15 protein-coding genes are annotated in these 25,473 nt (G+C 33.5%); 14 read left to right on the plus strand and 1 reads right to left on the minus strand.

What is annotated here, in order from left to right:
• Nucleotides 1-12 precede the first annotated feature (12 nt).
• From FUA24_RS19330 to FUA24_RS19395, 14 genes are all read left to right on the plus strand, one after another.
• On the plus strand, nucleotides 13-876 hold the full coding sequence (locus FUA24_RS19330; RefSeq protein WP_148544698.1) for an ABC transporter ATP-binding protein: 864 nt from the start codon (nucleotides 13-15) through the stop codon (nucleotides 874-876).
• The gene (locus FUA24_RS19335) at nucleotides 876-4,379 is read left to right on the plus strand and encodes an ABC transporter permease/M1 family aminopeptidase (RefSeq protein WP_148544699.1); all 3,504 of its coding nucleotides are present in this window, start codon (nucleotides 876-878) and stop codon (nucleotides 4,377-4,379) included. The genes FUA24_RS19330 and FUA24_RS19335 overlap by 1 nt, the downstream gene beginning before the upstream one ends.
• Nucleotides 4,380-4,519: 140 nt before the next feature.
• Nucleotides 4,520-8,662, plus strand: a complete 4,143-nt coding sequence (locus FUA24_RS19340) for a hybrid sensor histidine kinase/response regulator transcription factor (RefSeq protein WP_148544700.1) — start codon at nucleotides 4,520-4,522, stop codon at nucleotides 8,660-8,662.
• A gap of 306 nt (nucleotides 8,663-8,968) precedes the next feature.
• On the plus strand, nucleotides 8,969-10,264 hold the full coding sequence (locus FUA24_RS19345; RefSeq protein ID WP_148544701.1) for a T9SS type A sorting domain-containing protein: 1,296 nt from the start codon (nucleotides 8,969-8,971) through the stop codon (nucleotides 10,262-10,264).
• 155 nt (nucleotides 10,265-10,419) lie between these two features.
• The gene (locus tag FUA24_RS19350; protein WP_148544702.1) at nucleotides 10,420-11,718 is read left to right on the plus strand and encodes an Iota-carrageenase A2; all 1,299 of its coding nucleotides are present in this window, start codon (nucleotides 10,420-10,422) and stop codon (nucleotides 11,716-11,718) included.
• Nucleotides 11,719-11,723: 5 nt separating this feature from the next.
• Nucleotides 11,724-11,945: a T9SS type A sorting domain-containing protein gene (locus FUA24_RS19355; RefSeq protein WP_262713611.1), complete on the plus strand. Its 222-nt coding sequence runs from the start codon at nucleotides 11,724-11,726 to the stop codon at nucleotides 11,943-11,945.
• Nucleotides 11,946-11,965: 20 nt separating this feature from the next.
• On the plus strand, nucleotides 11,966-13,216 hold the full coding sequence (locus FUA24_RS19360; RefSeq protein ID WP_148544704.1) for a glycoside hydrolase family 27 protein: 1,251 nt from the start codon (nucleotides 11,966-11,968) through the stop codon (nucleotides 13,214-13,216).
• Between the two features lie 12 nt (nucleotides 13,217-13,228).
• Nucleotides 13,229-14,701 (plus strand): sulfatase family protein, encoded by a 1,473-nt coding sequence (locus tag FUA24_RS19365; protein ID WP_246147106.1) that lies wholly within the window; start codon nucleotides 13,229-13,231, stop codon nucleotides 14,699-14,701.
• A gap of 177 nt (nucleotides 14,702-14,878) precedes the next feature.
• Nucleotides 14,879-16,372, plus strand: a complete 1,494-nt coding sequence (locus FUA24_RS19370; RefSeq protein ID WP_222861376.1) for an arylsulfatase — start codon at nucleotides 14,879-14,881, stop codon at nucleotides 16,370-16,372.
• Nucleotides 16,373-16,397: 25 nt separating this feature from the next.
• The gene (locus FUA24_RS19375) at nucleotides 16,398-18,323 is read left to right on the plus strand and encodes an FAD-dependent oxidoreductase (protein WP_148544705.1); all 1,926 of its coding nucleotides are present in this window, start codon (nucleotides 16,398-16,400) and stop codon (nucleotides 18,321-18,323) included.
• A gap of 23 nt (nucleotides 18,324-18,346) precedes the next feature.
• Nucleotides 18,347-19,840, plus strand: coding sequence for a sulfatase family protein (locus tag FUA24_RS19380; protein ID WP_148544706.1), 1,494 nt, complete (start codon nucleotides 18,347-18,349; stop codon nucleotides 19,838-19,840).
• A 7-nt stretch (nucleotides 19,841-19,847) separates the two neighbouring features.
• Nucleotides 19,848-21,401, plus strand: coding sequence for a sulfatase family protein (locus FUA24_RS19385; protein WP_222861377.1), 1,554 nt, complete (start codon nucleotides 19,848-19,850; stop codon nucleotides 21,399-21,401).
• Nucleotides 21,388-22,287, plus strand: a complete 900-nt coding sequence (locus tag FUA24_RS19390) for a sialate O-acetylesterase (RefSeq protein ID WP_187388331.1) — start codon at nucleotides 21,388-21,390, stop codon at nucleotides 22,285-22,287. The genes FUA24_RS19385 and FUA24_RS19390 overlap by 14 nt, the downstream gene beginning before the upstream one ends.
• Before the next feature lie 16 nt (nucleotides 22,288-22,303).
• Entirely contained in the window at nucleotides 22,304-24,970 is a 2,667-nt protein-coding gene (locus FUA24_RS19395) for a hypothetical protein (protein WP_148544708.1), read from the plus strand.
• Nucleotides 24,971-25,035: 65 nt separating this feature from the next.
• Here the strand turns inward: FUA24_RS19395 and FUA24_RS19400 are convergent, their stop codons facing one another.
• Nucleotides 25,036-25,320 carry an EF-hand domain-containing protein gene (locus FUA24_RS19400; protein ID WP_148544709.1) on the minus strand — a complete coding sequence of 95 codons (285 nt, stop codon included), beginning with the start codon at nucleotides 25,318-25,320 and terminating at the stop codon, nucleotides 25,036-25,038.
• Nucleotides 25,321-25,473: the final 153 nt, after the last annotated feature.

The following is a 25,473-nucleotide window of genomic DNA, read 5'->3' on the forward strand; positions in this document are numbered from 1 at the left end:
ACGTAACACATTATGAAACTGGAAATTAAGAATCTCTCAAAGAGATACTCAGGAGAGGTATGCGCTTTAAGTAACGTAAACTTATCTATATCAAAAGGCATGTTTGGACTGTTGGGAGCCAATGGCGCAGGCAAATCTACACTTATGAGAACCATAGCCACGCTTCAAGAAGCTGATAAAGGAGAAATTAGATTAGACAATATTGATGTAGTTAAAAACAAACATGAGGCAAGAAAGTTACTAGGATATTTACCTCAAGATTTTGGACTATATCCACAAGAAACTCCCGAAAATTTGCTAAAGCAGATAGCTTACCTAAAAGGCATTAAAGGAAAAAAGGAAAGGAAAGCTTTGGTTTCATATTACCTTGATAAGGTAAACCTTTATAAAGTAAGAAACCAAAAACTAGGTGGTTTTTCAGGAGGAATGACAAGACGTTTTGGCATTGCTCAAGCCTTAATAGGTAATCCTAAATTGATTATTGTAGACGAACCAACAGCTGGTCTTGATCCTGAAGAAAAAACAAACTTTTATAACATTCTTTCAGAAGCTAGTGAGAAGGCCATTGTAATACTATCTACACATATAGTTGAAGATATTCATCGCTTGTGCAACGACATGGCTATAATAAGTGGCGGTAAGGTAGTGGAACAAGGAAACCCATCTCAATTATTAACGCCCTTAAATGATAAAATCTGGAGAAAAAAAGTAACAAAAAAGGAGTTTGAAAATTTAAAGGAAACACAAAATGTAATTAGGTATGAATTAATTTCTGGTGAAATACTAGCCTATATATATAGTAATGATATTCCTGGTGATGGCTTTGAACATGTAGTTCCGGTATTAGAGGATTTATTTTTTATAAAAAGGAAGTGATGCAAACATTTGTTCAAATATTCAAACAAGAATTGGTGTATTGGTTTAGAAAACCAATTACGTATCTATATTTTGTAATATTAGTGGCTCTTGCCATTCAAGATATATATACACCAACAGGAAAAGGAGGCGTTTCAGGAGAAATTTACAGAAATTCTCCACTAGTTATTTATAGCTTGTTAAACCGTTATTCATTATGGCTTACTTTTTTAGTAATCACTATTACCTCTAATGTTGTAAATAGAGATTATGAACTGAGACTTACTAAATTCCTTTATGCATTACCTATATTAAAAGCCCCCTATATGCTAGGTCGTTTTTTAGGAGCGCTATGCGTTTTGTTCTTTCTTAGTTTAGCAATTGGTTTGGGGGCAATTATTTCTAATGGGTATTTGTTTTCTGAAGGACTATTAACAGGTTCATGGCACTTAGAGACCTATATAAAAGGCTATGCAATTATGATATTTCCCAACCTTTTTATCTTTAGTTGTTTTTCATTCGCTCTAGTAACACTTACTCGAAACATTATTCCTGCTTATATTGTTTCCGTAATTTCCTTTTTGGGCTTTTTACTCAGTTCAACCTATCTCAATACGAATAGTGTTATCCCTCAATTATTAGACCCATTTGGAACAATATACCTGCATAAAACCACCTACCTATGGGATAGTATTGAGCAGAATAGCTCTGTAATTCCTATATCGAAATTATTGATTACCAATCGCATACTCTGGATAGTTTTAGGGTTGGGGGGGCTTATTATTGCCATCACAAGATTCAATTTAGAATATTATAACAAACAAAACTCTAAAAAAGAGAAAAGAAGTAATCCCCTTTTACTATTTGAAGCCCCCTCAATTATCATTGGGTTCAATATTAAATCCCATTTTAGGACGTCTTTAAAACTTGGTTGGTTTCAGTTTAGAGCTTTTATAATAAGTAAAATTGGGTTTGTATTTATACTAATTGGGACTGCTTTTTTAATCGTGCTCACGGTATCTTTTTTACCAAAAGAGCAATTGCCTACCACATACAATCTCATTACCAAAACTAATCAGGTTTTTAAGTTTTTCATGTATATGCTTTTAACTTTTTTAATAGGTGAGGAGCTTTGGAAACGCAAAAGGTTAAATATTTCTGATGTATTTGATAGCTACCCTATTCCCAATTGGGTTTTTCTAAATGCTGTTTTGGTAAATGTAACACTCTTATGCCTACTCTTTACGATATTATTTTTCCTTGTTGGGATTACAATACAGAGTATAAATGGGTATTATGATTATCAAATTGGCTTGTATACAAAATTATTAAGCTTTACTGTTTTTGCCGATTATCTATTGTTTGCAATTCTGTGCCTTTTTATACAAGTAATTATTAGAAATAAATATGTAGGTATTTTTGCTGTAATTATTTATTGGGTTGGGATGAAACTTTTAAAAAACAGTGGTTTTAATTTCTCTCTTTATCACTATAAGTATTTTCCAAATCTGCATTATTCAGATATAAATGGTTTTGGGCATTTTTGGCAAGGGTATTTTTGGTTTTTAATGTTTTGGGTAACAATAGCTGGAATGTTTTTGGTTCTAGGAAGTTTGTTTTGGAATCGAGGAAGAAAACTATCTATATTGAAGAATAACGGTAAATACTCAAAGATAATCCTGGCTATCATAAGTACTTTGGCCTTCTTTATTGGAGGATACGTTTATTTGAATATTGCTATTTGGGAAGAATTTCCATCTGAAGAAAAATCCAATATCATCAAATCCAATTATGAAAAAAGATATAAAAAATATGAAAACATAACTCAACCAGAAATTACAAGTATTTATCTGGAGGCTGATATATTTCCTGAAAAACAAAAGATAAAAGCAGAAGGAAAATATATCCTTAAAAATAAAGCAGTAGCAGCCATAGATACTTTACATGTTACATTGGATTCAGACGTCAATTTATCACAAGTTAGGATAAACAAAAAAATATTGACGCCCATTTTAGTGGATAAACCTTGCCATAGATACATGTTTGCCATTAAACCAGCACTAGAACCTAAAGATTCAATTTGCTTTCAATTTCAAATAGAAAAACAGAGAAAAGGGTTTGGGACAAATCATTTTGATGTTGTTGGCAATGGTACATTTATAGATAGAGGCAGCTTTATGCCATCTATTCTAGGATATTCTTTTTTACCAGAGTTAAGAGATAATAAAATAAGACATGAATTTGGTTTGTCTCCAAAAAATGGAACATATCCAACATTAGATAGAACAGCTGATTTGATTCCATTAAGTAGTTCTGATATTGTATTCGAAGCTATTATAAGTACTTCCGAAAGGCAGACAGCATTAACTAAAGGACAATTGATAAATACTTGGAAAAAAGATAATAGAAACTATTTTCACTATAAAACAAAAAAAACAACATCAAAAGAATATGCTCTATTTTCTGGTGAGTATCAGGTTGAAAAATCTATATTCAAATTAGATAGTACACAAACGGTGAATTTAGAAATTCTGTATAATGGCAATCATAAAGCCAATGTAGATGAAATGATGCGGGCTGTAAAGGAAACGTTAGCCTACTGTCATAAAAATTTTGGCAATTATCATTCTGAAAGTTTAAAGCTTGTTGAAGTCCCCGGCTTTAGACCAGGTGCCCGTTCGTTTCCTCAAACTATAGCCCTTTTTGAGAAACCTGGTTTTACCTACAGCAATACAAGAGAAAACAAAAACCTTCCTTTTTTTATAGTGGCTCATGAAACGGCGCACCAATGGTTTGGTTCACAGGGGTTGGTAAGGCAGCCAGTAAAAGGTGCCAATATGGTAAACGAAACCTTGGCTCAGTATGCTGCATTAATGGTGTTAAAACAGAAATATGGAATGGAAGAAGTCCGAAAATGGCTAAAATTTAGTATGAAATCGTATGCAAAGGGACATGTAAACAATTTAAAAGAAGTGCCTCTAAAGCAAGTTGAAAATGAAAATTACATTTATTACGATAAAGGAGCTCTAGCCATGTTTGCGCTTCAAGAATATATAGGAGAAGAAAAAGTCAATAAAGCAGTATCCGAATGTATACAAAAGAACTTAGGCCACTATACTAATTCCATGCACCTAATTAGTAGTTTTAAAGCTGAGGCTCCAGAAGCTATAAAACAAAAAATCACCGAACTTTTTGAAAAAGTAGTTGTTTATGATAATTCAATAAAAAAAGCAAAAGCTAAATTTAAGAATACAAATAAGTACGAATTAACTCTTGATCTTGATGCGCACAAATACGATAGGAACAAATCTGGAATTGAATTAGAATTTACAGAAGGCATAACTATTGAAGTTGAGACAAAAGGAGGAGTTGAAATGTTTAAAGTTTTAGTTTCAAATGGAATAAATAGTCTTGTTATGCCTCTAAAAGACGAACCCTTGAAAATATTTTTAGATCCTAATTTTGTTTTTTTGGATAAAAATCTGGATGATAACACTTTAGTTGTAACTGTAGAGGGTGAATAACATTTAAGTAAGTATTAGGGAGTAATAAGACATACAATTCATTAATTTATTATCGGGCTTTTTCTTTTTTATTCAATAAATATTAATATTGTAAATTTCAATGCAATTTCTTGCACGTTTACAGTCTTAATTCACGCCAAATGTATAAAAAGGTTAACTCCATATTTTATTTGCTAGTCTTTGCAACCTCTTTTTTATTCGCACAGAAAGCACAGTTGGAATATCAGCAAAAACTAACTATTTCTAATGGTTTAGCTCATAATGGAGTAACATCAATACTCGAAGATTCAAGAGGCTATGTATGGTTTGCTACCTATGATGGTATTAATCTTTATGATGGTTATGAGTTAAGGACCATAAAAAATACTATTGATAGAGATGTTTTAACAAGTAATCGTGTTAGAAGTCTAGCAGAAGATTCCAATGGAAATATTTGGATTGGTACTGATGATGGTATCACGATATATCATTACAATACGCAGTTTTATTCTAAACTTTATAGTAATGAATTAAATCACAAGTTATTGGGAGGGCCAATAATTAGAGATATCTTAATATCAGATGATGGCAAGGATATTTTTTGTGCTACTGAAGGCCATGGGATTCTTCTGTTTAATGAAAACTACGAGTTAGTAGACTCTTTTTTGCCCAAAAAGCTCAAAGAAGAGTTTATCATTTATAAAGGTGAGGCCATTGATAATTCTAACTACCTATTTAGTACTTCGGCCGGACTTTATCTTTTAAATAGTTCTAGTAAGAAACTAAAGAAAATATTAGGTAAAGACATAAAGGATACTATTTATTTAGAACGTTTTAATGACAATACAGTTCTTGTTTCTCTTAATGGCGGAGGAGTTGCTATTGTAGGTTTTGAGTTGCGTAACAACAAGTATGACTTCAACCTCAAAGAAATTACTTTAAAAGAACATAAGGTTAAAACTATGCTTATTGATGAAGCGCAGAACTTATGGATTGGAACTTTAACTAAAGGGCTCATTAAGATACACATTAATGTACCTCTGGATAACGGCAACCTAGCATCGTTGCGTCAGGAAACCTTTAACGATGGACTTTCAGTATTAAGAATTGGTAACATTATAAGTACTTCAAAGAAGAATATTTGGGTAGCTTCTTTTAATGAAGGGGCTTATGAATTTAATAGCTATGATAGTCCGTTTAAGTCCTATGATATTTCAATGAATGCCCCTTATGGATTGGCATCAAACATTGCAAATCATATTGTTCCTATAGATAAAGATAGGGTGTTCATGACGTCGGCATATGGTGGGCTTACTTCGTTTAATGTTATATCTCAAAAGTTTGAACCAATTAAGAATAAGCGTTTACAAGAAGTCGCTAAAAGAGTGTCTACAATCTATGTGGATTCCAGAAAGAACATTTGGTTTAGATTTTTAGGAGAAAACATACTTAATAGACTTAAAGAAGGAAGTTCTAAAATGGATAAAATTAGGCTAAAGAAGTTTCCTTCCAATGAAACTCTGGCTTCTTTAAGATCGTTTACAGAAGATGAATATGGTAATATCTGGATTGGAACCAATAATGATGTTTACAAAGTTTCAATTAATGATGAGAATGAAATTTCAGGACTTGAATCCTTAAATGCTAACGCTTTTTTTAAAAATAGACCACTTTCTTTAGTTAGGCGAATTTATGCAGATCCGTTAAAAAGTTACATATGGATTGGTGCAGATTCCGACGGGTTGTATAGAGTGAAAAATGAAAAAGAAACGGAATTAAAAGCGCTAAAAATTGAACAGTTTACAAGAAATGAAAATGATAAGGCTTCTATTTCTGGAAATTTCGTCACTTCAATCCTTAGGTTACCTAATAATGAGTTATGGATTGGTACTGAAGGTGGTGGTGTATGTAAAACCATAGAAGATGGTGATAGCTTAAAATTTATACCCTTTACTGAAAAAAATGGCCTTTCAAATAATGTGGTGAAAAATATTTTGTTCGATAATGAGCATAATTTATGGGTTGCTACTAACATAGGTTTGAACAAGCTTGATACTAAAGATTTTACTATAAAGAAGTTTAATACTTATGACGGTTTACCTTTTGAAGATTTTTGGTTTGCCTCTCATAGGTTAGATAACGGTTATATCATATTATCTGGGTTAGATGGCTTTTGCTACTTTAATCCTAACGATACTTTTAGAGAGGAATCTCTTCCAAAGCTTGAACTTGAAAACTTCAAAATATTTAACCAAAACATCAACCCTAATGATACTATAAATAATAGGGTCTTACTTAAGAATAGAATAAACAATCTAGAAGAAATTACTTTAAAATATAACGAAAATGTGTTTTCATTAGACTTAACAAGTTTGCACTTTTCTAACCCTAATAACCATTTCCTAAAGTATAAATTAGAACCTATAAATACGGAATGGATTGAAGTGCCTTCAGATCAAAATACAATAAATTATAATGGTCTTCAACATGGGGAGTATGAATTAAGTGTTATGGCTTCTAATGCCACTAAAGAATGGACTGTTCCGAAGAAATTGAAAATAATAATAACACCTCCATATTGGCAAACAACATGGGCTTATATACTGTATTTCGTTCTATCGGTCTTATTAGTGTATATTATTTCTAAAGTGGTTCTAAAAATTCAAGCATTAAACCATGAAGTGGAGATTGAACAATTAGAAAAAGATCAAGTCAAGGAAATTAATGCTGCCAAATTGAAATTCTTTTCTAATATATCCCACGAGTTAAAAACGCCGCTAACACTTATTAAGGGGCCTGTTAATAATCTTTTAGGAGAATTTATTCATAGGGTAGACATAAAGGAAAAATTACAAATTGTAGAACGTCAATCTAATAGGATTTCGCAACTTATAAATCAAGTTCATGATTTTCAGAAGGCAGAAGCTCAGGCTTTAAAAATGAGTTATTCTAGATTTTCTTTTAATCAGTTTATTCAAGAGTTTGCCAAAGACTTTGAATTTATGGCTCAAAATGATAATAAGAATTTTGAAGTAAAGGGGTCAGGAAATAACATTATTGTTTCGGCCGATAAAGACAAATTAGAGAAGATATTTAATAATGTTCTTAGTAATGCTTTTAAATATACAAAAGCAAAAGACTCAATTTCAATAACCTTTAATAGTGAAGATAAAGATTTAATTGTTGCAATTTCAGATACTGGAAAAGGAATTGATAAAGAAGATTTAGAACATATTTTTGAACGTTTTTATCAATCTAAGAGCTTTGAAAATGTGCATGCAAGTGGCTCTGGTATTGGTCTGTCTTTTGCCAAACTCTTAGTAGAAATGCACTATGGTTATATTAGTGTGGATAGCGAATTAGGAAAAGGAACAACTATAAATGTGCGTATACCTGTGGTTAAAAAAGAAACCGCGGAAGACCAACCTCTTGTTGAAAAAGAAATATTGACAGCAGAAAAAGATTTTGAGTTTAAATCTCAGCTATTAGAAAAGCATAATCCAACACATCTAATGGTTAATGAGGCGTTTTCGGAAGCTGTTATTTTTTATGTTGAAGATAATTCAGATATGAGGGCTTATGTATCTAAAGCACTTTCTAAATTCTTTAAGCTTAAAACATTTCATAACGGTCAGCAATGTTTAGACGCCATGGAAGATGAGTGGCCAGACATTGTAATAAGTGATATTCAAATGCCGGAGCTAAATGGCATTGATTTATGTAGAACCATTAAGTCAGACATAAAGACTAGTCATATACCTGTTATCCTACTTACGGCACTTACAAATATTGATGATAAAATTCAAGGCATAAAAGATGGGGCAGATGCTTACATTACAAAGCCATTCAATATACAGCATTTAATTACCAGAACAGAAGCGCTTTTAGGGAATAGAAAGCAGTTAAGAGAACGTTTTCAAATAGGTATTCCGCTTACAAAAGAGAATAATCTTAATAATAGAAATGATAATGCCTTTTTAGAAAAATTATATAATCTGATAGAGGAGAATTTAGACAACCAAAATTTAGATTTAAATACGTTTGCTAAGGAATTATATTTAAATAGGACACATTTTTATCAAAAGGTTAAAGCGCTAACCAATTTAACACCATTTGAGGTTTTAAAGGATTATAGATTAAAAAAAGCTGCTGATTTTCTGGTACATAAGAAAGTTTCGGTTAATGAGGTGTATGCTATGACAGGTTTTAAAAGTAGAACGCATTTTAGTAAGCTCTTTAAAGAGAAGTACGATATTACACCAGGTAAATATGCTGCAACCAAGTTAGAGGAATTTAATACATAGTTTTACCAGTTCATACATAGTTTTTACTTGCAACGACATAGTAATTATGGCTTATAAATAATTTAGCCATAATTAGTTTTGTGTTTTAGAGTTTTGGCTTTTTGGTAACTTTTTGAAGCCTTACTTTTAAATCATTAGAATGTTTTTAGAAGTTTAGTAACGTTAGAAAAGCATCTCTGTTCAAATGGAGATGCTTTTTGCTGTTTTACAGTTAAATACGTTTAAAGACATCTTATTTATTTGCAAAGACATATGAGTTTAAAGTGCAGCATAATTTTATGGTACTAACTTTAAAATTGACTTATCATGCAAAAACAATTACTAAAAATTGCACTTATCACATTAACCTTTTTTGGGTTTAGTAACTTAAAAGCTCAGGTTACATTTAATAATGCAGGAGGCGATAATTTATGGAGCAATACCGCTAACTGGAGTGGAGGAGCCTTACCAACAGCAACAGATGTTGTTGTAATAACGGCTAACATAACTCTTGATGTTGCCGGAGTTGCAGCCAAATTAGAACTAGGTAATGGAGGCGATTTTTCCATTACGGGAAATGCAGGTACAAAACTAACACTATCTGGTGCTTCACCAATAATTAAGAACTTAAAAGATGCTGCATTAACAATAGATTGCGATATCGAAATGACTACAGGAGGCAATGTTAATGTAGATACAAGTACAGGGAAAGCAAATAATAAATTGATTTTTGCGTCTGGTAAAACACTAACACTCACAGGAACAACCTGTAATGCAAGAAACTACTCAGACAATACCTTTAATTTTAATGGTAATGTAGCTGGTGATGGTAATTTCCAAATTCATAAAAAGAGTAATTCAGATTTTGTTTTTGGTGCAACAGCAAATTTTGCAAATCACACAGGGCAAATTATATACAATGATAATGAAGGAACCATTGTAAATGTGCAATCCAATATCGAAGCACCTAATCTATTTAGAGCTTCTGCAGGCGTTTTAAAGCTATCTCAGCCATCTGCAGTTGTTTCAATAAATGGCGCTAATACTTTTGAAGGGACTGTAAATGGTGCCATCTCAGCAGGAGGGACTACTACTTTAGCCATTAATGCAAATCAAAGCAATATAGGAAGTGTAAAGGTGGGGTTAGCCAACAATACATTGAATCTAGACATTGATAATGGTGTTACAGAAGTAACCGTAAATTCAATTTCATTAGTAGAAGCTACAAGTCTCTTAAATATAATTGGCTTTAAAGAAGATGTCATTAAATTTACCAGTACCTTAACTACAGATGACTTAAACAAAATTTCTCATGATGGCACAGGAGGGGCTTTAGCTCAAAGAGCAACAGGAGAATTAGTTTATGCCACAACCTTATCAAACAGTACGAATACCTTAGAAGGCGTTTCAATTTATCCGAACCCTGCTCATAGCTTTATACACTTAAAAACCATTAATGGAGGCAATGTTGAAATGTATAATATGATTGGTTTACGTGTTAAACATGTAGAAGAAATTTCTAAAGACTTTCAATTAAACGTATCTAATTTAAAATCTGGGTTGTATTTGTTGAAAGTGGCTTCAGAAAACAAATCGTTTACGCAAAAAGTTGTTATTAAATAATATTTAGCAAAAACACACTTATAACCTTCTTTGGCAACATTGAAGGTTTTTTATGTCCTATAACCATAAAATTACCAGAGACTACAAGTTGTTTATTCAAAAAGACAATCTACAAAGGCTTTGAATATAGCTTTGTAGACAGAAATACATAGATTATGAAAAAAGAGAACCTTTTGATGTCATTTTTACTTTTAGCTGGACTTAATTTAATATCAGCGCAAATAGACAATGAATCAAATTTTTATACGCCAATAGCACATGCTAATTACAATAAAGATTTAGTAGCAGATTATGGTGTAGATAACAGTTTTACAACCGATGATAGTGGAGACTTACAAAATGCTATAGATGATATTTCAGCTAATGGTGGAGGTATATTAACTATATCAGCAGGTAATTATACCTTCGAAGAAATTAATTTAAAATCTAATGTGCATTTAGATATAAGTAATGCCGTAACAATTAGGCCCACTTCCAGAACAGATACAAAAAACTATCATATGTTTAGTTTAGGGGATAATACTAATCCTATTGAAAATATTAGTATTTCGAGTTCCAGTGGGAATAGATTTACTGTAGATTTAACTCATAATAACAACCCTAATTTATCAATATTCAAATGTGTTAAAGTAAATAACTTTTTACTTGCCAATTGTAATATAGAAGATACCTATACTAAATTTAGTGTGGTTACAATGGGAGGAGATGATTTTGGCGGTAATTATGTTATACCAACAAATGGTATAGTTAAAGATATGAATACTAACAACGCCCATTATGGCTATGGTATGGTGCAAACACAATCTGCCGAAAATATTTTATTTAAGGACCTGTCTGGTACAGGAGGTGCTACATTAAGATTGGAGACTGGGTATACCGGATTAAATAATTTACAAGGAGATAATCTTCCTGTTGGTAAAACTAGGGTTGGTGGATTAGATAAAATTGTAGCCAGAAACATTTCATCCACAAATGGTAACTGTGCACTAATGGTATCACCACATGCTGTACATAATGGTACTGTGGATGCGGAAGGAATAACATCTGTAAACAGTGGCTTTGCTGTTAGAATTGAAGGCGGTTTTGTTTCAAGTAAATATGATCAAACCATTAATTTAAATGAAGGTACATTTGAGTTTGTAAAGGTTAAAAATGTAACAGCTACTTATGGCGATACAGCCGAGGTAAAATCAAAACACTTTAAATATTACCCCACTGAGATTTCAGATCCTACAGCAAAAAGTTCATATAGCGATAAAATTTATATAGGACCATCTATAGCACCTGTTTTAGCAGATGCTAATTATAGTTGTACCGGTAATACACAAACTGTAATTGTTGAAGAGCCTGTGGTTGGTAATGGATTTTTATATCAAGAAGATGTAATTCCTTCAGAATTTGTAAGTCTTAATTGCGCATCATTATCTACCGATGATTTTAAAAAAAAAGAATAATTAGCATTTATCCGAACCCAACATCAAATGAGATATCAATTAAGAGTACAGAAGATGTGGAAAATATTAAGGTTTATAGCGCTTCTGGTATATTGATAAAATCAATTTTATCAATACGTAAAGGAGAGTTAGGTTACCTGAATTTTAAAGATGTATCTTCAGGAATGTACTTCTTAAAAGTTCTGGTAAATGGTAAAGAGATTATTAAAAAAGTAATTATTAATTAAATAAGATAGAAAGTATTCGTATGAAAATTAACAATCAAAAACTATTGTTGTTATTACTAAGTATTTGTTTTTTAACATTTGTTAATGCCCAAAAAAAAGCAAATATTTCTAAAACGCCACCAATGGGTTGGAATAGCTGGAACTGGTATGGTAAACATAATATCAATGAAAAAGAAGTGAAAAAAGTAATTGATTTTATGGTTGAAAATGGGCTTAAAGATGCTGGCTACAACTACGTGATAATAGATGGAGGCTGGAGAGATACAAAGTTAGGAAATAATGGAGAGTTACTAACACACCCTGTTAAATTTCCAAATGGTATTAAACCATTGGCAGATTATGCCCATGCTAAAGGCATGAAGTTAGGTGTTCATGTTGTTCCGGGTACGCACGACTGTGGAGGCGATTTAGTTGGGGGCTACGGTCATGAAGAAGTCCATGTAAAACAATTTGTAGACTGGGGATTAGACTTTATAAAACTAGATAAATGTAGGTTTGTAGATAAAGATTGTAATGAATGCCCTAAGGCTAAAAACGGTGGATGGGATGAAGCCGTAGTTGAGGCTTCGTATAAGAAATGGAGTAGGTTATTAAAAGAATGCGGAAGAGATATAGTGTTTAGCATTTCTGCATACGAATACCGAGACTGGTATCCCGAAGTATGTAATATGGCAAGAACAACATTTGATATAAGAGCAAAAATACATAGCGGTGGAGCAGATTTTGTGAAACCAACAAAATTTAAAAAGGCGCATTTAAGCGTTATGGAGATTGCTGAAGAAAATAATAAAGTGGCAAAATTTGCAGGAAACGGATACTGGAATGATCCAGATATGCTAATTACAGGTATTCAAGGCTTATCTAGAAAAGAGCAAACATCTCATTTTGGGCTTTGGTGCATTATGAGCGCGCCATTAATGTTGGGCAATAACCTTGGACATATGGATAAGTTTGAAAAGAACTTAATACTTAATAAGGAAATGATTGCTGTGAATCAGGATCCAACAGAGCAAGGAAAAATCATAAAAAGAGAAGACAAAACACAAGTTTGGGCTAAAAAACTAAAAAATGGTGATGTTGCGTTGTTGTTCTTAAACCTCGATGATACTAAGCAAAGAGATATTAGTATTAATTTAAAAGATTTAAATATTACCTCTAAAGTAAAGGCTAGAAATATTGTGGATCATAAAGATTTGGGTATCTTTAAAAACACGATTTCCATGACAGCAAAAACGCATGAATGTAAAATGGTTGTCATTAGCAATATTTAACTTTTAAGGCGTATGAACCCAAGCAAAACGGTCAATTACATTGTATTAATATTAATGACCTCTCTTTTAAATTTTAGTTGTTCTAATCAAAAACAAGAGGTCGTAAAAGAAGAAGATAATAGACCAAACGTTATTCTTTTTGTTGCAGATGATCATGGTACGGATGCTTTAGGATGTTATGGCAATCCTATAATAAAAACACCTAATTTAGATAAATTAGCTAAAGAAGGTGTGCGCTTTACCAATGCTTACTGTACAAGTGCTAGTTGCGCTGCCAGCAGATCGGTAATATTATCGGGTAAATTTGGTCATGCTACAGGATCGTACGGTCATGTTCATGATTACCACCACTTTAGTACATTTGATAATGTAAAATCCTTATCAAATAGATTAACCGATGCAGGGTATTTAACCGCAAGAATAGGGAAGTATCATGTAGCGCCAGAACATGTGTATTTATTTGACGAAGTTTTAAATGCAGATCCAAGAAATACGGTTGAAATGGCGGATAAATGCGTAGATGTAATTAATTCAAAAAAGCCGTTCTTTTTATATTTTTGTACAGATGATCCACATAGAGGGCACCCATTTAAACCAGAACCCTGGTATGCTCCTAATACCTTCGGAAATAAAAAGGAAGGGTATAAAGATGTTGCCCAAGTAACTTATAAACCAGAAGACGTTTTAGTACCGGAGTTTTTACCAGATAATAAACAAAGTAGAGAAGAAATTGCCCAATACTATCAAAGTATATCTAGAATAGATCAGGGCTTTGGGAAACTAATGAGCCATCTTAAAGATGCAGGAAAATTAGATACTACTATTGTAATTTACATTTCAGATAATGGTATGGCTTTTCCAGGAGCTAAAACAACGGTTTACGAACCAGGTATAAAATTGCCATGTATTATTAAAGATCCAACCAAGTCTAAAAAAGGAATTACGAATACAGCAAGAGTATCTTGGGTAGATTTAACACCTACTATTTTAGACATGGCGGCGGTAAGCTATGATAAAGAAGATTTTCACGGAAAATCCTTTAACAGTGTTATAGATTCTGAAGGTTCAAAAGATTGGAATCAAATCTATGCCTCACATACTTTTCATGAGATAACCATGTATTATCCAATGCGGGTTGTTATTGACGGTGATTATAAACTAATTTGGAATATAGCTAACAGATTGGAGTATCCTTTTGCTTCAGATTTGTGGGCGGCTTCAACATGGCAAGCTATTTATAGAAACAAGGAAGAGTACTTCGGACATAAAAAGGTTAAGGACTACATGTTTAGACCAGAGTTTGAACTTTTTAACCTTTCCAAAGATCCGAACGAGTCTAATAATCTGGCCGAAGATGAAAATTACGCAGAGACTCTTCAATCTTTAAAATCGCAAATGAAATCGTTTCAGCTTAAGACAAAAGATCCATGGTTAATCATGTGGGATCATGATAATTCATTACAAGGTACAGGTGTGAACCTTTAAGCACATATAAAACAAACTTAGTCTTTTTGAACTAACAGTTTTCTGTTATAATTTAATTTAGTGTAAAACACTGCTGTTTGTACTATTTACGGGAGATATATGCTCTAAATGTACGCTCAGATACATATAATTTACTTATAACTATTCAACATAAACAGAATTTTAAAAAATTTGAACATGCTAACAAGAAACTCAATAATGACAATGCATAGATTATCCTTTTTAGGAGTGTTCTTTCTATCGTGTATAGCAATTAGCTGTGCTCAAAAGAAATCTTCCAAGACGAAGCTAAAAGAAGAATCTCAAACAAAGCCAAACATAATTTACATTTTGGCAGATGACATGGGTTACGGAGACGTTGGCGTCTACGGTCAAACTAAAATAAAAACCCCCAATATTGATAAACTAGCTAACGAGGGTATAAGGTTTACCGATCACTACTCCGGCCAAACCGTTTGTTCTCCTTCTAGATGTTCTTTAATGACAGGGATGCATATGGGAAATGCCTCGGTTACAATAAACGGTCAGCTTTTAGACCCTAATGATGTTACAATTGCGGAATTATTAAAAACAGCCGGATATAAGACAGGACTAATAGGGAAATGGGGGCTTTCACAAGGTGTTACAGATGATAATTGCCCTAATCAACAAGGGTTTGATCATTATTTTGGGTTTGATAATCAAGGGTTTGCACATTTTTACTATCCAGAATACTTATGGCGTAATCATACAAAGGTGGAATATCCCGAAAACTTAAATATAAGAGATGAACAAGGGCGTTATATAAAAGGAAAAGGAACATATTCTCATGATGAGTTTGCCAAAGAAGCTTTGCAGTTTATAAAAGAAAACAAAGATGAACCTTTCTTCTTGTATTTACCATTTGCGATACCACATGCCGAATTAACTATTCAAGAGGAAGCTATGGAAGAATATAGAGCTCTAAATTGGCCTGAAACCCCAAAAAGAATCGGTGGTGGTGGCGGAAAAGATTATGGTTATGGAAGTCAGTATGTTAATGGGTATTGTGCACAAGATGAACCTAATACTACATATGCAGCTATGATTACACGTATGGATAAAAATATAGGTAGAATAGTTGATTTGTTAAATGAATTGGGTATTGACGAAAACACCATAATTATGTTTTCAAGTGATAACGGACCTTCAAATGAAGGCGGCCAAAGCATTAAATTTTTCGATAGCTCAAAAGGTTTAAGAGGTAAGAAACGCGATTTGTACGAAGGAGGTATTAGAATTCCATTTGTTGTTAATTGGAAGGGAACAGTTAAAGGCGGTCAAGTGTCAAACTTACCAAGCGCATTTTGGGATTTTCTTCCAACTGCATGTGATTTAGCCAATATTGAAACACCAAAAAATATTGATGGCATTAGTATGCTACCAACCATTTTGGGAGAATCTAATAGTCAAGAAAAACATAAGTATTTATACTGGGAATGGAAACATGGAAAGCGACCACTTTATGAAACAGTTAGAGTTGATAATTGGAAATTTTTTAGAGTAACACCTCAGAATAGCACGAAACCACATTACGAATTGTATGATTTAGATAAAGATGTTTCTGAAACTTCAAATTTGGCTGAAAAACATCCTGAATTGGTAGAAAGGTTCATTCCTTATTTGGAGGAAGCAAAAAACAAAAATATATAATTAAAAGAGGTTTAGATACAGGAAAATGAAACGAAGAAGTTTTTTTAAAAAAGGAGCACAAGGAGCGTTGGCAGCTGGTTTATTACCAATTACGGGTAGTGTTGCAGCGCAAAATTTAGAAACTGGTGAAACCAAGTTAATCCATTTTAATGCATCTAAAGCTAGTAAAACGGATCCTAAAAGAAGAAAAACGTTAGAATTTGATGTGGCAGTAATTGGTGCTGGTATGGCAGGAATTTCAGCTGCAGTATCTGCTGCTAGAAATGGAGCACGTGTGGTACTTGTACAAGATAGACCCGTATTGGGAGGTAATGCATCGAGTGAAATGCGTGTTACCGTTAATGGTGTACAAGGTTTAAAGAATAAACATAAAGTTGAAAGAGAAACAGGGATTGTAGAAGAATTACTATTAGAAAATTGGCATTATAACCCACAAGCGTCATACCATGTTTGGGATCATGTTTTATATAACTATGTAGTTAGGGAAAAAAACATAACCCTATTAATGAATACGTCTGCCATGGATGTAGTAATGAATGGTAACACTATTAAATCCGTTATATGTTGGCAAACTACTACAGAAACAATATTTACCATAAATGCTAACATGATTTGTGATTGTTCAGGTGATGGATTAGTAGCTGCCAGTTCTGGTGCTGAATTTAGAATGGGACGAGAAGGGAAAGATGAGTTCAATGAGTCTTATGCACCAGATAAACCAGACGGTTGGGTAATGGGAGACTGTATCATGATGATTACCAAAGATATGGGCAAGCCAGTACCGTTTTATGCGCCCGATTATGCCATTCCTTTCGATGGAGAAAAGGCAGAAACTACAGGACACAGAAAGATTAAACAAGTAAAAGAAGGGTTTTGGTGGGTAGAAGTTGGTAGTGATGTTGATATTATTGGAGAGCGTGATGAGATACGCCATAAGCTCATGGCATATTTTTATGGTGTTTGGGATTATGTGAAAAACTCAGGGAAACATCCAGAAGCAGACAATGTGGTTTTAGATTGGATTGGTTCTATTCCGGGAAGAAGAGAATCGCGCCGTTTTATTGGCGATTTTATTCTTACGCAAAACGATATGCTGAGTTTACGCCATTTTGAAGATGCGGTTGCTTTTGGAGGTTGGAGTTTAGACGAACATAATCCTGGCGGTATTGAGGATTTAAGTCAACCAGCAAGTTTTTTCCATTCTCGTTTTAGTAATATTTATGAAGTGCCGTTTCGTTGTTTGTATTCTAAAAACATTGAAAACCTCTTATTTGCAGGAAGAAATGTGAGCGTATCGCATATAGCGCTATCCTCTACAAGAATTATTGGAACATGTTCCATGATGGGGCAAGCCATTGGTACAGCAGCAGCAATGTGCTCTAAAAAAGGAATTAAACCAAGAGGTTTGTACAAAAAGCACATAAATGAATTACAAGAACAATTGTTGCGTGATGACTCTTTTTTCCCGAATAGACCTGCTAATGACCCTAAGAATAAAGCAAGTAAAGCCAATTTAATTTTTGCGTCATCCACTACTTCTGGAGACGTGAAAAATTTATTAGATGGGGTCTCTAGAGATGAAGTAGATAAGATTCATCATTGGCAGTCAGACGGATTGAATGCAGAAATACAATTGGAATGGGAAGATAGTCAGACACTTACCAGCGTTGAAATGAAGTTTGATACCAATCTTCAGCGCAAAATAAACATGCATAAAAACCCTACCAAACATGAAGATCAGCCTATGGAAATTCCAAAAGAGTTGATAAAACATTTTAGCGTTGAAGCTAGAGTAAAAGGCAAATGGATTGTAGTAGGAGACGTTAAAAATAATTTAACCCGATTAGTAAAGGTGAAATTTGATGCTGTAGAAACCACAGCAGTTCGTGTTAGGTTAAAAGAAACCTATGGAGAACCTAATGTAAAAATGTTTGAAATACGTTGTTATTAACCAATTATATAAAAAGAAGATATATGAATATAAGTAAAAGAATTTTAGGATTACTGCTCACTAGTCTTTTAGTTTTTGGATGTAATTCACAAAAGAAAACACAAGAGAAAGGCGCAGAAGTAGATAAAAAGAAACCAAATTTAATCGTAATACACACCGATGAGCACAATTTTAGAACCTTAAGTTGTTATCAAGAATTACTACCAGAAGAACAAGCTTTTGTATGGGGAAAAGGAAACAATTCTAAAACGCCTTTTATAGATAAAATAGCTCATGAAGGAGCGATTACTACAAGTTATTATTGTTCTTCGCCTGTTTGTACACCCTCAAGGGCATCTTTGGTAACAGGATTGTATCCTCAAGCTACTGGTGCTCCAAAAAATGGTCTTCATTTAAGAGAGGATATCCCAACTTTTGCCACGATTTTAAGAGATAATGGGTATGCCACATCATATGTTGGTAAATGGCATTTAGCTGGTCATGATAAGTATTCTTTTGGTATAAAATATAATGGTGGTTTCGAAGATAATAGATTTATGATGCGTGGAGGACATGCGCCTTATTTTCATATAAAAGATGATCAAATTAAAGGTATTAATGAGAAACAAGCGGCTAAACTTCCTAAAGAAGAGGTCATTCATTTAACGGACTACTTCACGGATAAAACATTAGAAATTCTAGACAGAGATAAGGATAAGCCTTTTGCCTTAATGCTTTCAATTCCAGATCCGCATACACCAGATTATGCCAAACCGCCTTACAATACAATGTATAAAGATTTAAAGTTAAAATCGCCAATAACTATGGCTCCCGAGCATGTTAAAAACAAACCATCTTGGGGTAAGGATAAAGGTAAAAATGAAGCCATAGGTAAAGCATCTTTTAAGAACCAGAAAAATGCTTTAAAACAATATTTTGGTATGGTTAGTCATATTGATGATAGTGTAGGCCGAATTTTAGAGTTCTTAGATAAGAATGGGTTAACAGATAATACCATTATTATTTTCACAGCAGATCACGGCGATATGTTTTTTGAGCACAATAGACGCAATAAAGGTGTGCCTTATGAAGCATCATCTAGAATTCCATTTGTAATAAGGTATCCAGATAAAATTCCATCAGGTAAGGTCATACATACTGCATATACCAACGTAGATTTTGCACCTACAATTCTAAGTTTAATGGGGGTTGAAACCAATGCTAAATTTCATGGTTTAGATACTTCTGAGGATTTTACAAATAATCAAAAAGAATTAGATAGTGATAGGATTACTTATTTCGCCAAAACTGGTGGTTGGTGGGTTTCAGCGGTTAACAATCGCTACAAATTGGTATTAGATAAAGAAGAGTCGCCTTATCTATTCGATTTAGAAAAAGATCCATTTGAACTTAATAATTTTTATAACGATCCGGCATACAAAACTATAGCAACTAAAATGCAGGCTGAGTTACTAAAGCAAATGAAGGAGTTTGAAGAACCAGGATTAACACAATCTAAACCCTATGTTTTAAAATAGTTAGGCAATGAATTTAACGTTTAGATCTTATAGAATATTTGGCTGGATGCTAATTGTGGTATGTGCTTTTTCATGTGCCCAAAACAAGAATAAAGAGCCCAAAAGGCCTAATATTCTATGGATTGTTGCAGAAGATCTATCGCCTTTTATGGGCTGTTATGGAGACACAATAAACCAAGGATATACCCCAATTATAGACAAGCTTGCTTCAGACGGTGTTTTGTTTAGAAGAGCTTATGCCTCAGCACCTGTGTGTTCTGCAAGTAGATCAGCTTTTATAACGGGGAAAATGCAAACCACAATTGGTACGCATCAACATAGGTCTAGCAGAACAACTGATGGAGAAATAGTTCCTGATGAACTTAGGATAAATCTACCAGATTCTATTAAAACTATCCCCGAATTAATGAGAGAAGCAGGGTATTTTACGTTTAATAGTGGTAAGGACGATTATAATTTTCATTATGATAGAAGAGGGCTTTATACTGTTGGAACCGAAGATAATTACGCTGAAGGGATGAATGGCTGGCAAGGAAATAGAGCTAAGAATTATATGTCCTTCACCGAAAATGTATGGAGTTCAAGACCAAGTAAAGATCAACCATGGTTTGGACAAATACAAATTATGGGAGGTAAGAGAGATTACAAGTACGTGAGAGAAGGGGAGCAATTAGAAGATAATGAAGTGCCTCTACCGCCTTATTATCCTGATACGCCAGTACAAAGAAAGTCATGGACCATCCATTATAACGCTAATAGAGGTTCCGATGTGGCAGTTGAAAATATTTTAAACCAATTGGAGGCTGATGGAGCGCTAGAAAATACGATTATATTTTTCTTTTCAGATCATGGAAGTAACACATCACTAAGACATAAGCAATTTTGTTATGAAGGCGGAATGAAGGTTCCTTTAATTATAAAAGGCAATCACCCTTCTTTACAAAAAGGAGCAGTTAGAGATGATTTGGTGTCTTTGTTAGATGTATCTGCTACTACGCTGGCAATTGGAGGTGTTGAATTACCAAAATATTTGGATGGTCAAGACCTATTTGGCAAAAATTATAGGAATCGAAATTATGTTATTGGAGCTAGAGACCGATGCGATTTTACAATAGATAGGATTAGAACAGTTGTTTCAGAAAAATATAGGTACATAAAAAATTATCACCCAGAGCGTCCTATGTTACAAGCAAGCTACCGTGATACCCATGCCAATGTTAGAGATATGAAAAAGCAATTTAATGCAGGTAGTTTAACACCATATCAGGAGCAGTTTTGGTTTGGAAAAAGACCTCATGAAGAGTTGTATGATTTAGAGAACGATCCTCACCAAATAAACAATTTGGCAAATGAGCCTAAGCTTGCTTCAGTTTTAAAAGAACACAGACAAGTTTTAGATACCTGGATAAAAGAAACAAATGACAAGGGGCAATATCCAGAATCTTCAGTTCAATTAGAAGCAACCTATAATCTTTGGAAAGAGAAAAAGCAATTCAAAAATGCAGCGCGTGTTAATCCAGAATACAATCAGTTTATCGTTAAAGAAAATGATAGGAACTAAAGCAAATAAAATACTATGTATTGTTTTTATAGTTACTATACTAACTACGCAAGCTCAAACAGATTATAAAGCTGACGTACATTTGGTGTTGCTAGCAGGACAATCCAATATGGTTGGGGCTGGGAATTATGATGAGCTTTCTTCAGTCGACAAAAAAAGGATTGAGAATATATCAGATAGAGTTTTTTTAAGTTATAACGGAAAAGCACTAAAACCGCTATCGTATTTCAATAATAAACCTTCCAAAAAGTACAATTTTACCAAACGGTTTGGTCCCGAATTATTTATAGGATTAACTTTAGCAGAAGCAAATCCAAACCAGAAATATGTGCTTGTTAAAAGAGCTCTTGGAGGAACATCATTGTATGGCGCATGGAGTCCTGAGTGGTCAGCAGAAAAATCTAATGCCGTTGAAATGGATGCCCAAAGAAAAAAAATAAAATTGTATGAGCTTCATTTAAAGGATATCCATAAGACTCTAGAACAACTTAAATCCCAAGGTAAATCCTTTAAAATTATTGGTTTAACATGGATGCAAGGAGAAAAAGATACCAACTCAGAATTAGCTGCTAAAAACTATAGAGAGAACTTAGAAAACCTAATTAATCATTACCGTAAAGACCTTAATACATCTAAATTACCATTTATAATTGGTCAAGTAAATGTACTACCCAGAAAGTATAAACCAGGGGTAGACTTCATAAGAAATGCCCAAATAGAGGTTGGTAGTTTAGATGAGCGAAACACGATGATTAAAACTTCAAAGGAAAGTCCTTGGAACGACTTTCCGAAACATCTAGATAATACACATTACAATACCATTGGTCAAAAGAGACTAGGAGAAGCTTTTGCAAAAAGCTTAATAGAAAAGATTAAACTAAACTAAATAATAGTACTTATAAATGAAATTAATAAAAAGAACAGGTATTCTTTTAGGCTGTGTATTAGGTCTATGGAATTGCAAAGTTTCTGGACAAAGTTTTACAACTTCAGGAAACGGAATAAGACAGAGCGTTATAGCAACGGTTAAAGGCAAATCTGTAATGTATATTTCTGAATTAGATGGTGCTGTATCTGCCTATACAACCAAAGGGCAAGAATTATGGCGTAACCCTTCGGATAATCCTGCGGTAATGTATGAGATTGAAGCAGCAGATATCACAAACGATGGAAATGATGAATTATTAGCAGCAAGTGCAAACGGAACTATTTACTGTTGGAACCATAAAGGAAAATTACTCTGGAAGTACAGTCCAGAGCATAAAGTCCGATTTTCGGAAGTAGCTGTTGTAAAGAACTCTGGTAAAATCCAGGTTTTTGCTGGAGGTAATGATTACAAATTATACGAATTAAATGCCCAAGGAGAACTTGCTTCAACGACCAAAATTAAAGGGGTAGTTAGAAAAATTGAAGCTGGTAATTTTATAGATAAAGACAAACAATCTTTGTTTTTAATGACCTATGTTCATGATAAATTTAGATGGGAGTTTTTTGGGTTTGTAGACCCAGACTCCAAGGAAAAGATTAAAAAGTTGTCAACTAAAGATGCTCCATTAAAAGAAATGAGTAAAATTATGATGACTGATTTTGATGTTTCAGATATCGATAAAAATGGAAAAGATGATATACTCATTTTTGGAGATGTTTCTTGGAAACCTATGTTTATAGTTTTAGATGGAGATTTTGGCGTAGTGGCTAGTCATTCTGGTAGTAAAAAGGATATTCAGCGCTATGCACATTCTCAAGGAGCCTCTTTATTACCAGTAAAAGACCAAATTGTAATGAGAACGGGAAGTCTTTTGTATCTGTGTGATTTAAATGGGAATTTAATAGAAAAGGTAGGAACAAAATATAAGGACGATACGTATTCTGAACTAGCGTTTGATAAAAGGAACAAAACACTTTTTGCAGCAGGAGACCTAGGAGGTGGAAATGCAGTTTATCCATACAATTTAAATAATGAGAAATGGTTTAATACTACTCATGAAAAAATAGGGAGGTATAAAGAAGTACAAGATAATTTAAAGGACTTATATGCCGATGCACTAAGGTTTAAAATGCCAGATTACCAAAAGAAATCTGATAAACCATGGATGATGATTACCAAACATACGTTACCAAAAGACGTAAAAAGGCTTAATGGTAATGCTATTGTATTTATAGATAATAAAGGCACCTGGTCAGAGAATACAAATAGAGACGATTTGGTTGCTAAAATGGGTAAAGTGGCTTTAAAAAAAGATAGAAGAAAAAAGTATAACTTAACTCGAGAAGAAATTGTAGCCAAGGCCAAATCTTTCGAAGATAAAAATGAACCATTTGTTATTTGGGCGGGTCATGGTAATGATCCTTTTTACACAAGAATAGAAACCCTAGAGGCTATATTAAAAGTAGCTCCAAACACTTGTTATGGATTTATTTATGCAGAAATGGATAATGTTAAAGATCCCAGAGTCGTACATTTTGTTGAAGAATATGTACCACGTTTAGCAAAAGCCATTAGAGTAAATAACAAGGCAAAACTATATTTTAGATATAAAAATATGTTTTGGGCTCTAACCAATAAATTATCACCTTGGAAAGAGCTGTTCTTCTCTGGTGAGTTTAATGATATATTGGTTCCTGCATCTGAAGATACAAGCTCCAGAACTCAAGATGTAAATCTAGCAGGGAGAGTTGGAATGCTCTCTGGAGGGTATATAGATGATTTTGCTATGAGACTTATAGATGATAACCCAACAGGATGGCGTCCATTATCACCAGGGGGACAGCGAACTATTTCGCCATATTTAAGACAAGGAACCTTAATGGCTTCATATGGAGCAAGAGTGGCTATTAATTTCGATGGTATTTTTCTAGAAGAACCTGGTATGGAAGTACTTTATGCCCTTATGAAATCTGGTGTTTTACCCCTAGTAGAAAAAGAAGATATTCAATCTATTGGTTCATGGCATTTAATTCAAAATGCAGATGAACACTTAATTCATTCGGTAGATACACATCATAATATGAACCAGTACAAAGCAGATGATGATAATGCTGTGTTTTCGGTTGCGCAGATGCATTGGGCAGGGGCAAGTGTGCCAGAACATGATTATTCTAAGATTGCTCTGGGAGTAGATTACAGATGGACCAATTACATGCCAAAAATACCCAATGGAATGACGCCAATAGCTCCTGTAGAATTATCAAAAGCGTTAGATTCTAAACATGTTGGATATACCATAAGTGATGGTAAACACGGCATCATAGATAACAAAAAAGTAGAGGCAAAAGTTTTTGGAAAAGAAATGAAGTCAGTTGTTAATCAAGGGGCTGAAAAATTGCAGATATTAGTAGAAGGTGCATCATGGAGCGCCATACGATTAGATGATAACCATACGAGGCTAATTCTTATTGACCCTGGTTATTTAGATCCGCAGGAAAGAAATGTAGTTGTTAAATTTCAAAATAGGAAACCAAAACAAGTAACAGATATTCTAAAGAAAGAAGAATTACCAATTTCTAAAGAAAGTATACAACTAAAAGTACCAGCAGGTTCTATGCGATTTATAGATGTTGCTTATTAAAAAAATAGAAAGCCAAGAATTAGTTTCTTGGCTTTTCTTTTTTTTGTATTAATTATCAACAGGGCTTATTTTTTCTTTTTCCCTTTTGCGAAAAACTCTTTAAAATCTAATTTTCCATCAGCATTTAAGTCTTTCTTCTTAAACATGGTTTCAATATTAAAAGGTTTACCATCTTTAGTTTTTTTATTGCCGAACTTGGCTTTCATTTCTTCAAAATCAGTGAACCCGTTAGCATCTATGTCCGCTTTAGCAAATTGTTTCTTCTTTTTCGCTTCCAAATCTTGTTGACCGTAAGAGGTTGAAAAAGCAAAGACTCCTAGAAGTAAACATGTGGTTTTTAAAAGTCTCATAATCTTGTTTGTTTTTGTTATGCTCAAAGATCCGGTTTGCAGATTTCCTATATGTACATGAACGTTAAAAGAATGTGTTTAAGAATAATAAAGATGTATTTACCCATAGAAACATTTATTAAACTACTAGGTACAGTTTTAAGTACGATTAGT

It is taken from the genome of Seonamhaeicola marinus (genome assembly GCF_008085455.1).

What these genes read in the sequence shown, in the direction of transcription:
- FUA24_RS19330 (WP_148544698.1), top strand. Translation starts at nt 13, where the DNA reads ATGAAACTGGAAATTAAGAATCTCTCAAAGAGATACTCAGGAGAGGTA.
- FUA24_RS19335 (WP_148544699.1), top strand. Translation starts at nt 876, where the DNA reads ATGCAAACATTTGTTCAAATATTCAAACAAGAATTGGTGTATTGGTTT.
- FUA24_RS19340 (WP_148544700.1), top strand. Translation starts at nt 4,520, where the DNA reads ATGTATAAAAAGGTTAACTCCATATTTTATTTGCTAGTCTTTGCAACC.
- FUA24_RS19345 (WP_148544701.1), top strand. Translation starts at nt 8,969, where the DNA reads ATGCAAAAACAATTACTAAAAATTGCACTTATCACATTAACCTTTTTT.
- FUA24_RS19350 (WP_148544702.1), top strand. Translation starts at nt 10,420, where the DNA reads ATGAAAAAAGAGAACCTTTTGATGTCATTTTTACTTTTAGCTGGACTT.
- FUA24_RS19360 (WP_148544704.1), top strand. Translation starts at nt 11,966, where the DNA reads ATGAAAATTAACAATCAAAAACTATTGTTGTTATTACTAAGTATTTGT.
- FUA24_RS19365 (WP_246147106.1), top strand. Translation starts at nt 13,229, where the DNA reads ATGAACCCAAGCAAAACGGTCAATTACATTGTATTAATATTAATGACC.
- FUA24_RS19370 (WP_222861376.1), top strand. Translation starts at nt 14,879, where the DNA reads ATGCTAACAAGAAACTCAATAATGACAATGCATAGATTATCCTTTTTA.
- FUA24_RS19375 (WP_148544705.1), top strand. Translation starts at nt 16,398, where the DNA reads ATGAAACGAAGAAGTTTTTTTAAAAAAGGAGCACAAGGAGCGTTGGCA.
- FUA24_RS19380 (WP_148544706.1), top strand. Translation starts at nt 18,347, where the DNA reads ATGAATATAAGTAAAAGAATTTTAGGATTACTGCTCACTAGTCTTTTA.
- FUA24_RS19385 (WP_222861377.1), top strand. Translation starts at nt 19,848, where the DNA reads ATGAATTTAACGTTTAGATCTTATAGAATATTTGGCTGGATGCTAATT.
- FUA24_RS19390 (WP_187388331.1), top strand. Translation starts at nt 21,388, where the DNA reads ATGATAGGAACTAAAGCAAATAAAATACTATGTATTGTTTTTATAGTT.
- FUA24_RS19395 (WP_148544708.1), top strand. Translation starts at nt 22,304, where the DNA reads ATGAAATTAATAAAAAGAACAGGTATTCTTTTAGGCTGTGTATTAGGT.
- FUA24_RS19400 (WP_148544709.1), bottom strand. Translation starts at nt 25,320, where the DNA reads ATGAGACTTTTAAAAACCACATGTTTACTTCTAGGAGTCTTTGCTTTT.